The following is a 9,835-nucleotide window of genomic DNA, read 5'->3' as shown; positions in this document are numbered from 1 at the left end:
CTAATAATAGGTGTTGGAACAATACTAACTTCAAAGCTTGTCTCATCTGTACAATCAGTATTAGGTGTTTGAGCAAAAATATAAACAGTTTGACTGTTAGCTATTTCACTTCCGGCAGCAAGCATATCGCCTGTTCCACCAGGAGCTGTGTAATAGTTATTGTTTTCACTTAATGCCGGAAGTACAAAAGCATCACACTCTGTAACATCTTCCATTATATCTGCAACAGGGATAGGGTATATAGTAACAGTTACTGCCTCGGTAGCAGAACAACCACTATTATCTACAAGAACTTCGTAAACCCCTGATTGTGTAGCTATAATACTTGGTGTTGTGTCTGTTAAAGGATCTCCATTAAATGTCCAAGTATACGTAACATCACCTGTATCTGTAAAGTTAATAGGAGTTACTGTTAGTGTTACAGTTTGATCTTCACACACTTCAAGATCACCATCAATTGTAAATTCCGGAGGGATATTTGAAATAATAAGATCAAAAGAGAATGTATAGAAACATTCACTTCCATTTTCCTGGAATCTTACATAAATAGTCTGATTAGTATCTGTTTCATACATTTCAGGAAGATTATCATCACCACCAAGATTAGCAGCTTCTTCAGACGTATAGAATGTTACTGTAAAGTTATCAGGATTTGTAAGTCCGTCAATTGTATCTACAACACCATCCATTAAGTTAAATGTGGCTGGTCCATCTGTAGAACAAACAGATAAATCAGTAGTTTCACCAATAAGAATTTCTTCAGCTAAACGTAGAGTGAAGCTGGTTTCTCTAATAATCTCTTCACCATTACAAGCAGTATAGGTAGCACGTGCAGTCATCAAAACAGGTTCATCAGTTACACATACGTTAATATCTTTTTCATTACTTAAGAATTCAGTATTCTGTAGCCATTCAAATACAACATTTGAATCACCGTTAGGAGTAAACCTCCAAGCTTCTTCTATAGCCGTCCAAGCTCCTGTATTTCTGTCTGTAGGGACATAAGCTTCTGTACCGTCTTCATTTTGCAGACCTATTACACCTGCACCATTTTGCCATGATGTACACGGAACCCTGTTACCTACATAAATTTCAATTATATTAGAAATTTCGTAAAGTACTATTTGAGTTGTTTGTCCGCCAATGTTTGGGTCATCGTTACATGCACCACTAAACTGAGCCACTTCAGAGAAGTTAACTACAAGTGCACGACAAGGATAAGTACCCAATACCTGATAGTTAATATCCGGGTTAGCTACATCATTATTCTGGTTAGGATCGATATCCTGATACACACCATAAATAGCGTTAAGAATAGGGAATCCTGTATTTGGAATTGTTTGGTTAAATGACCATGGGCAATATCCTCCTGCATCAGATGTGTCAAAAGAAACAACACCGTTAGATCCAACAATTACTTCTGTATAAGTTTCTCCAAAGAAACAGAAATCAAAAGGAAGCTCTACCAGTGGAGACCAAACGTCATCTGTACCTACCGATACCGGAGTACCTCCGGTGAAAGGGAATGGTGGATTATATTCAATAGATTCTATTTCGTATGATGAAGTTTGTCCGGTTTCCAGATAATTTGCAGATAAGTCTAAACATTCATTTTCACCTGGGCAAACAATAATTTCTTCATCAGGTATTATAATATCTAAGTTAGGATCATATGCCTCAACACTGGCACATCCAGGCGGATTGAATATAGAAAATACCGATGGCCCAGACCATAAACTTAAATCATCTTCATCACAAATAGCTCTTACATAATATTCATAGAAAACACCTTCTTCAATATCAGTAACGTAGCTAGGGTCATCAGTAACTATTACAGATGTTGTAGGCTCATCACCAGGATTACCTGAACCCATTTCCTGAATTACAACTTCCCATTGTGTTTCACTTCCAACAGGAGTCCATGTTAAATTGATAAAAGGAGTTCCCTGCATACCTTCAGCTATAAGATCTATAGGTTGAGGACAAGTAAGTATTTGTAATAGTACGTTATCTACAGCAGCAGGAGGGTTTGAGCCTGCACTACCATCGTTTCTCCATTCGAAAATTACCCTAAGTGTTTGTCCTGCGTAAACAGAAGCATCAAATATATAAGTTTGATTTGTCCATTCACTACTTTGGTTAAAGTTACCACCAAACTGTTGTCCGGTACCATTAGGTATTAATGTACCCGGAGTAGGGGTATAAGTTACAGGAACAATCCATGCTCTAAGGTAGTCACAGCAGCTTTCACCAAGAGCCATCCAGTCGAAAGAGAAAATTGCACCACCAACAACATCAGCAGGTATTGCTATGTCTCTGTAAGCATGAACTATAGATGTAGAGTTGTTTGTATAAGCATGAGATACACCGCTATCGTTAGAGATGTATAACGAATTATCTGGGCTGTTACTTACAGCACTACCTACAACCCATTGGTTAGTGGCAGTACCATTGTTAAGAGTCCACTCAACAGTGCCACTTTCAAAATCCTCGTCAAAAGTTACATCTGCAGGTATTTGTGTTGTATTGAATACAGCAGGACCTACCCAGAAGCTATAATCATCTGTACCACAATTACTTCTTACCCATACATAGTATGTTGTAGAAGGAGTAAGACCGTTAAGTTCAGCATTTGTAGGATCTACGTTATCTGTTGGAGTAGCATCTGGAGCTGGGCTCGCATTTGAAGTTGAAAGATAGTAATCATAACTATCAGGAGCTGTTGTTGGAGCGTCCCAAGCGATATCTGCTGAGTTTTCTGAAATATTAGAAACTACTATATTATCTGGAGCAGGACAAGTAATAACAGCAATGTTAACATTGTCTACAGCAGCAGGAGGGTTTGTACCTATACTTCCATCATTTCTCCACTCAAATAGAACTCTTACGACTTGGTTTGTATAACCAGTAGCATCTATAACATAGTTTTCTGTTGTCCATTCACTGTTCATATTAAGATTACCGGTAATATTTATACCATTACTGTTACCAGTAGTCGTTTGAGTACCGGCAGTAGGTGTGTATGTTATAGGAGTAATCCATACTCTTAAGTAATCACAACAGTTTTCACCTACAGCTTTCCAGTCAAATGAAACGCTTATTTCATCTACTGATGTTGCCGGCATTTGTATATCTCTATATGCCTGTACTACAGATGTAGAGTTATTTGTAAAGGCATTAGAAACACCGCCGTCGTTAGTTATATATAATGAGTTATCAGGACTGCTGCTGGTAGCGGTACCTACTATCCATTGATTAGTTTGTGTACCATTTGTTAATGTCCAGTTTATTGTGCCTTCAAAATTATCATAGAAATTCAAATCGGCAGGGATTTGAGGTGTACTAAACGCTAATGGACCTACCCAGAAACTAGAGTCGCCAGGACCACAGTTACTTCTTACCCAGAAGAAATATCCGGTAGAATCATCAAGAGGATCTAGTGTTACGTTTTCATCTACAACATTTCCTGTAGGAACAGTAGCATCAGTTGGAGCCGTATTTGAAGTTGATAAGTAATAATCAAATGTAGGTGATACAGATGTTGGTCCTGTCCATGATACTGTAGCCTGATTGATTTGTAAGTCATCTAAAGTAACAGCATTAGGAGCAGGACATGTTATTACCGATAAATTAACATTATCTACAGCAGCAGGAGGGTTTGTACCGCCACTACCGTCATTTCTCCACTCAAATATTAAACGTACCACCTGTCCTGAATAAGCAGAGGCATCTACCACATGGTTAGCAGTGATAAAGTTGTTATTCATGTTTTGATTACCACCAAACTGTTGTCCGCCACTTGCACCAGCTGTTATAAGTGTACCGGCTGTAGGAACAAAAGTAACAGGAACAATCCATACTCTTAAGTAATCACAGCAGTTTTCACCAACAGCTTTCCAATCGTAAGATAATAATACCTGATCTACAGATGCCGGCATTTGTATATCTCTATACGCATGTACTACAGATGTAGTGTTATTTGTAAAGGCATTTGAAACACCACCATCATTTGTTATATAAAGAGATTGTGTTCCGCCATTACTCGTTGCATTACCAATTATCCATTGGTTAGCGGCAGTACCATTACTTAAAGACCATCCTGAAGCTGCTTCAAAATCATCTGAAAAGTCCATAGCAGCAGGCACCTGTGTAGTCATAAACACATATGGACCAGACCATGCGCTGAAAGTACCATCACCACAATCAGCCCTTACATAATATTCGTAAGTAGTTGCCTCAGTAAAAGTAACCGCAGCTGTAGTAGCAGTAACGTTATAATTACTATTAGTTGTAATTGTTGTTCCTGCACCCGCAGGTATACCTGCACCTGCATTTTGTACTACAATTTCCCACGATGTTGCTCCGTTAGCATCCCATGAAAGGTCGGCAGAGTCGTTATCAATATTTGTAGCCACTAAGTTTGTAGGAGGAGGACAGTTTACAATCTGTACAGTTAATGTATAAGGAGTAGACTGTGGAGTAGCCCATGTAGATATTACAATATAATATGTAGTACCTGCAAGAACCGGAACTGTTGAAAGAGATATAGGAGTTGTAGCGTTTCCGGTACCACCACCTATACATTCAACACCAATGTTGGCACAATCATCATAAACAAAAAGACCGGCAAAGTTACCTAAACCAGTTGCATCGATACTAATTGCTCCATCGGCTGTAGCTGTATATGCATATACTACATCATCACCATTTAAATAGTTGTTTGTAGTACCACAACCTGAAGCACCGGGCGAACCACTGTAGTCATCTCCATAGTTAGATGTATTATCTGTAGTAGAGTAAGGTAATGTAGTGATCTCTATAGGAGCACCACATGTTTCTCCAAGTGAAGCAGTACTAAAGTTTAATGGGCCTGCCCATTCACTCGCATTACCCGGTCCACAAATTGTTCTTACGTAAAATTTATAATTAGTACCCTCTGTTAAACCAGTTGGTTGATAAGGTAATGCCTGATCGTAAATTATACCAGAACCTGTTGGTGGAGCAGTAGTTTCTACTACTTCAACTTCCCAAGTATCAGTACCTGGTTCCGGAGTCCAGCTTAAATCGGCAGAATCAAGAGTTGGGTTGGTAGCAGTTAATGCTGTAGGTGCTATACACTCTTCTACAACGCTAACATTATCAACTAACCACCTGTCAGCAAAATCACCTTCCATTACAAAAGCGATATATACCTGTTGACCTGCCAATCCGGTAAGATCAACAACTTTTTCGTTATATTCTTGTTGTACAGGGTTTAAAACCAACTCAGTCCATTCAATAATTTCGGTATAAGCCGATAAATTTGAAGGATTTGCATCGGTCGAAACCATGATACGATATAACCCACCATTGTCACCATTTACAGATAAACGTGAAAAGAAGCGAAGTTGAGGGTTATTTGGTAAAGTAAGTAAAGGTGTTATTAACCAATCTTGTGGAGTAACTTCTGTTTCCAGCACATTTTCCCGATCAATTAGAGCCGCATAATCACCTTCATAAGGTGGTAATACAAGACTACCTAATGTGCTTTGTTTCCAGAATTCAATCGGTCCTGAACCGTTATCCTCAATAGTCCAACCTGCCGGTGGCCATGTTTCAAATCCTTCGATACCACCAGGCAACTGTGCATAATTGCTGTAGGAAATGAACATTAAGAGAATTAGAAATGTAATTTTTCTCATAGATTAATATTTAGTTTGTTAAAAGGGCTTTAAATTTATAAAAAATTAAGGTATGTTTTGTGTTAATTATCACATTAGATGATAAATTAAAGTAAATGCAACAAAAAGCCTATTTAAAGTTATAATATTAATTTTTGTGTTTTAAATAACAAAAACTGTTAAAAAGTTTAAAATTTTATTTTTTTTAGTATAAAATGCAAAATATGAATTTTTCGTATTTATTTTATACTTAACACTGTTCAATTTATTGATTCTGTAAAAAACAAGACTTACTTAACCTTCTTTGTATCAGTTCTTAATTATTAAATTGTCAAAAAATAATATTTAGATATTATAAGTTTTATCTCTTTTATGTACTGAAATTTCCTCTTTTATTGTTTAAAAAGAGCGAAGGTGACTGATGGAAGACTGTAAAACAGTTTTTTAGTTATATTAACTGTGATTTTTTTAATAAAAAAAGCCCCTTTAGATTTAGTGATAAATCTAAAGGGGGGAGCAATATAAATAGATTAGTAGTTTTAGTTTTTAATAAACTTTATAGGAGTGTACCCTTCCAGCTTTATAGTGTAAACCCCACTGTTTAGTAATTGAATTGAGATGCTTTTGTTAGAAGTAATTGTTATTTTTTGTACTTCCTGTCCCAGTGTATTATATATAATTCCTTCAGTTGTGTTTTCTAAGTTTGTTATATATAGATAATCAGACGATGGATTAGGATATAGGCTTATTTTGTTTAAATTATTGTTTGTTAAACCTAATTGAGATGCATTTAATTTTGCAAGAAAAACCTCATATGTAGTACCGTCTAGTATATGGTCGTCAAAATAATTTTTACCCAAATAAAGTCCTGTTAAATACATATTACCATTGTTATCTGTTATAATATTGTCTATACGACTATCTCCTTCGCCTATAATGGTTTTTACGGTTAAAAGTTCTCCTTCCTGTGAGTATTTTAATATAAGGGCATCACTTGCAATGCCTACAGGTTCTGTAAATACTCCGTTACTCCAGTTAATTGCCCATTTGGTTTTACCGGTTATATAAATGTTTCCCTGTGTGTCTATATTAAGGAAGTTTCGTTTGCCTAATATAACCTGACCTGTTGTTCCCGGTGCTTCACGAACCCATTGAAAAGTTCCTTCGCTATTAAGTTTAGCTAGGTAAAAGTCACCAAATGTTGGTCCTCCTTCTGTAGAAATATCATCAAACATTATACTCCCAAAAAGAAATGAACTTAAATATATATCATTTTGGCTGTACGCAGCTATTTGTGGTTCAGGACATGTAATGTCTTCTATATATTTTACCCATTGATAGTTTCCCTGCGAATTGTACTTTACTGCATATGTGTTATAGGTAAGATTGTTTTCCACAGTTATTCCGGCAAAGACTGCATTAGGATCTGCACACGATCCTGCGGCATATATGTTCCCAATATCATCTATGGTTAAAGAGGTTATTCTCCTAACATTTTCCTGTGTTATGGTAAGCAATTCATCTCCATTTGAGTTAAGTTTTGTAATAAAGGAGTTTGCAAAGTTGTTATATCCTATATATATGTTATTGTCTTTATCTGTTTTAATGCACCTGAATTCTGAGACAATATTCCATGTTTCTACATTTTGCATAACAGGTTCGTATGACCATAAAATTTCCCCCTCGCTATCTAATTTAATAAGTAATAATTTGGTTTGAGAAGCTACTTCGTTTGTATAGGTAGTGCTGTTTAATGTTATGTTGTTTTGAAACCCCAGCGCAAGCAGTATATTTCCTTGGGTGTCGGTTTTCATATCAAAAATTGCTCCCGTGCCAGTAAAGTTTTTACTAAATATAACTTCTCCATCGCTGTTGTATTTGTTGTAAAATAAGTTACCCATAATTTCAGTAGACGTGGATGTTGCATTATCCATATAACCAGCTGTGTATATGTTACCAGAGTTGTCTATAATATTAGTGTAACCAACCATATCTGGATTAAGACTTATAGCAGAAGGAGGTGATATGACCCAACTAAAGCTTTCATTTTGGGCGTGTATGTTAAAGTAAATTAAAATAGAGAATAATAAAGTAATTGTGGTTTTCATTGGTTTTTCTTTTCTTCAAAATTATTCAATATAACAAATTCAGGCTTGAAAAATGGATATATATGTATTGTTAATTAGAATTTTAGCTGTTTTATTGAGAATTTGAAATCATAAAAAAAGCCCCAACTCAAGTTGGGACTTACATTCGTATATAATATAATTGTTACTGGGTTATTCTTGAAAATCTTTCAGTTTTTACACTGTCGTCATCGTTATTATAGCTCTCAATAATAAAGTTTCCGTTATTATCAAAATAGCCTAATGAAACTTTATGGTCTTTGGTTTGGTATATATAAGTAGTTTTAGATGTTTTCCTTATTACGCCCAGTTCTTCGTTTTCGGGAGAGTATACTTTAAATCCGCTATTATCTTTTATAAGTATATAGGTTTTACCTTTAAGCTCGTAACGAATAGTTTCTCCTAACTCCTGAGTAGCGATACCATCGCCCGATATGGTTGTTTTTTCGGTAACTTTTACAGGAGTTTCCTTAATATCTTTATTAAGAGTATTACGTCCTGTTTGTTTTACTTCAACATTTTGCCTGGCTTCTGTGTGCTGTGTTTTTACCAGTTTTTTTGGTTCTCCTGTACCGTCATCTACCGTTACTGTGGTAGTCTTAGTTTCTTTAGTTACATTAGTGTTTTGAGCATAGACCGTGACCCCTAAAATAAGTACTAATATTGTGATTAAATTCTTCATAATGTCTTTGGTTTTAAGGTTATTATACCAAAGTTAATGTCCTAATGTTAAATATATTTATATATAAACCTAAAGTATTGGTAAAAAACAATGTTTTTAAAACATTGAGCTGCTTATTTTTTAATTTCAAAAACTTATATTTGCACCCTTAAAAAATCACTTAATAATGAAAGCAGGTATTGTAGGATTGCCAAACGTTGGTAAATCAACTCTTTTCAATTGTTTATCAAATGCTAAAGCACAAAGTGCTAACTTCCCATTTTGTACCATTGAGCCTAACGTAGGTGTGGTTAACGTACCAGACCCAAGGCTTTCTAAGCTGGAAGAGCTTGTTAACCCGGAAAGGGTAATTCCTGCAACTGTAGAGATTGTTGATATTGCGGGTCTTGTAAAAGGTGCCAGTAAAGGTGAAGGTCTAGGAAACCAGTTTTTAGGAAACATTAGGGAGTGTAATGCTATTATACACGTACTAAGATGTTTTGATAACGATAACATTGTACACGTTGACGGTAACGTTAACCCTATTAGAGATAAAGAGACTATTGATATAGAGCTTCAGCTTAAAGACCTTGAAACAATAGAAAAACGTCTTGAAAAAGCTAAAAAAGCAGCGAAAACCGGTAATAAGGAAGCTCAGGCTGAAGTTGCTTTAATGGAAAGAATAAGAGAAGCGCTTTTACAGGGTAAATCGGCAAGAACGGTACAACCACAAAATCAGGACGAGGAAGAGCTTATACAATTGTTCCAGCTTATTACTACAAAGCCTGTGCTTTATGTTTGTAATGTTGATGAAGGTGCAGCTGCTACAGGTAATGAATATGTAGAGAAAGTTCGTGAACTGGTTAAAGACGAGAATGCAGAAGTTATGTTCCTAGCTGTAGGGACAGAAGCAGATATTACCGAGCTAGAGAGCTATGAAGAGCGTCAAATGTTTCTTGAAGATCTTGGTTTACAAGAGCCGGGAGCAAGTGCATTAATTCGTTCGGCTTATAAACTGTTAAGTTTACAAACGTATTTTACAGCCGGTGTAAAAGAAGTTCGTGCCTGGACTATTCAAATTGGTGATACTGCGCCACAGGCAGCCGGTGTTATCCATACTGATTTTGAGAAAGGTTTTATTCGTGCAGAGGTTATAGGTTATGATGATTATGTAACTTATGGATCTGAAGCTAAAGTAAAAGAAGCCGGAAAACTAAGAGTAGAAGGTAAAGAATATATTGTTAAAGACGGAGATGTAATGCACTTTAGGTTTAACGTATAATTGCTTTAAGGTATGAGTCGTCCTAAAATAGGTTGACAATTTTTACAATAAAATTTATATTAACCAGTCAGTATTTGCTGACTGGTTTTTTCATGTATAAAATTAG

The 9,835-nt window shown here is 36.0% G+C and carries 4 protein-coding genes; 1 reads left to right on the top strand and 3 read right to left on the bottom strand.

Annotated features, from left to right (window positions below; all coding sequences use genetic code 11):
* The 3 genes from GN157_RS01910 to GN157_RS01900 form a co-directional block, all read right to left on the bottom strand.
* On the bottom strand, nt 1-5,681 hold a 5,681-nt coding region (locus GN157_RS01910; protein WP_157481444.1), incomplete at its 3' end, for a fibronectin type III domain-containing protein.
* Between the two features lie 518 nt (nt 5,682-6,199).
* Nucleotides 6,200-7,768, bottom strand: coding sequence for a T9SS type A sorting domain-containing protein (locus tag GN157_RS01905; RefSeq protein WP_157481443.1), 1,569 nt, complete (start codon nt 7,766-7,768; stop codon nt 6,200-6,202).
* A gap of 163 nt (nt 7,769-7,931) precedes the next feature.
* The gene (locus GN157_RS01900) at nt 7,932-8,468 is read right to left on the bottom strand and encodes a hypothetical protein (protein WP_157481442.1); all 537 of its coding nucleotides are present in this window, start codon (nt 8,466-8,468) and stop codon (nt 7,932-7,934) included.
* A gap of 166 nt (nt 8,469-8,634) precedes the next feature.
* On the opposite strand from GN157_RS01900, the gene ychF reads away from it, so the two are divergent.
* On the top strand, nt 8,635-9,729 hold the full coding sequence (gene ychF / locus GN157_RS01895; RefSeq protein WP_157481441.1) for a redox-regulated ATPase YchF: 1,095 nt from the start codon (nt 8,635-8,637) through the stop codon (nt 9,727-9,729).
* Nucleotides 9,730-9,835: the final 106 nt, after the last annotated feature.

The organism is Flavobacterium rakeshii, assembly GCF_009741375.1.
Lineage (GTDB): Bacteria > Bacteroidota > Bacteroidia > Flavobacteriales > Flavobacteriaceae > Flavobacterium > Flavobacterium rakeshii.
The sequence above is the reverse complement of the archived record's forward strand: the minus strand, read 5'-3'. Positions and strand labels throughout refer to the sequence as shown.

Excerpts from the sequence above, each read along its gene's own strand:
- ychF (WP_157481441.1), top strand. The coding sequence starts at position 8,635 with ATGAAAGCAGGTATTGTAGGATTGCCAAACGTTGGTAAATCAACTCTT.
- GN157_RS01900 (WP_157481442.1), bottom strand. The coding sequence starts at position 8,468 with ATGAAGAATTTAATCACAATATTAGTACTTATTTTAGGGGTCACGGTC.
- GN157_RS01905 (WP_157481443.1), bottom strand. The coding sequence starts at position 7,768 with ATGAAAACCACAATTACTTTATTATTCTCTATTTTAATTTACTTTAAC.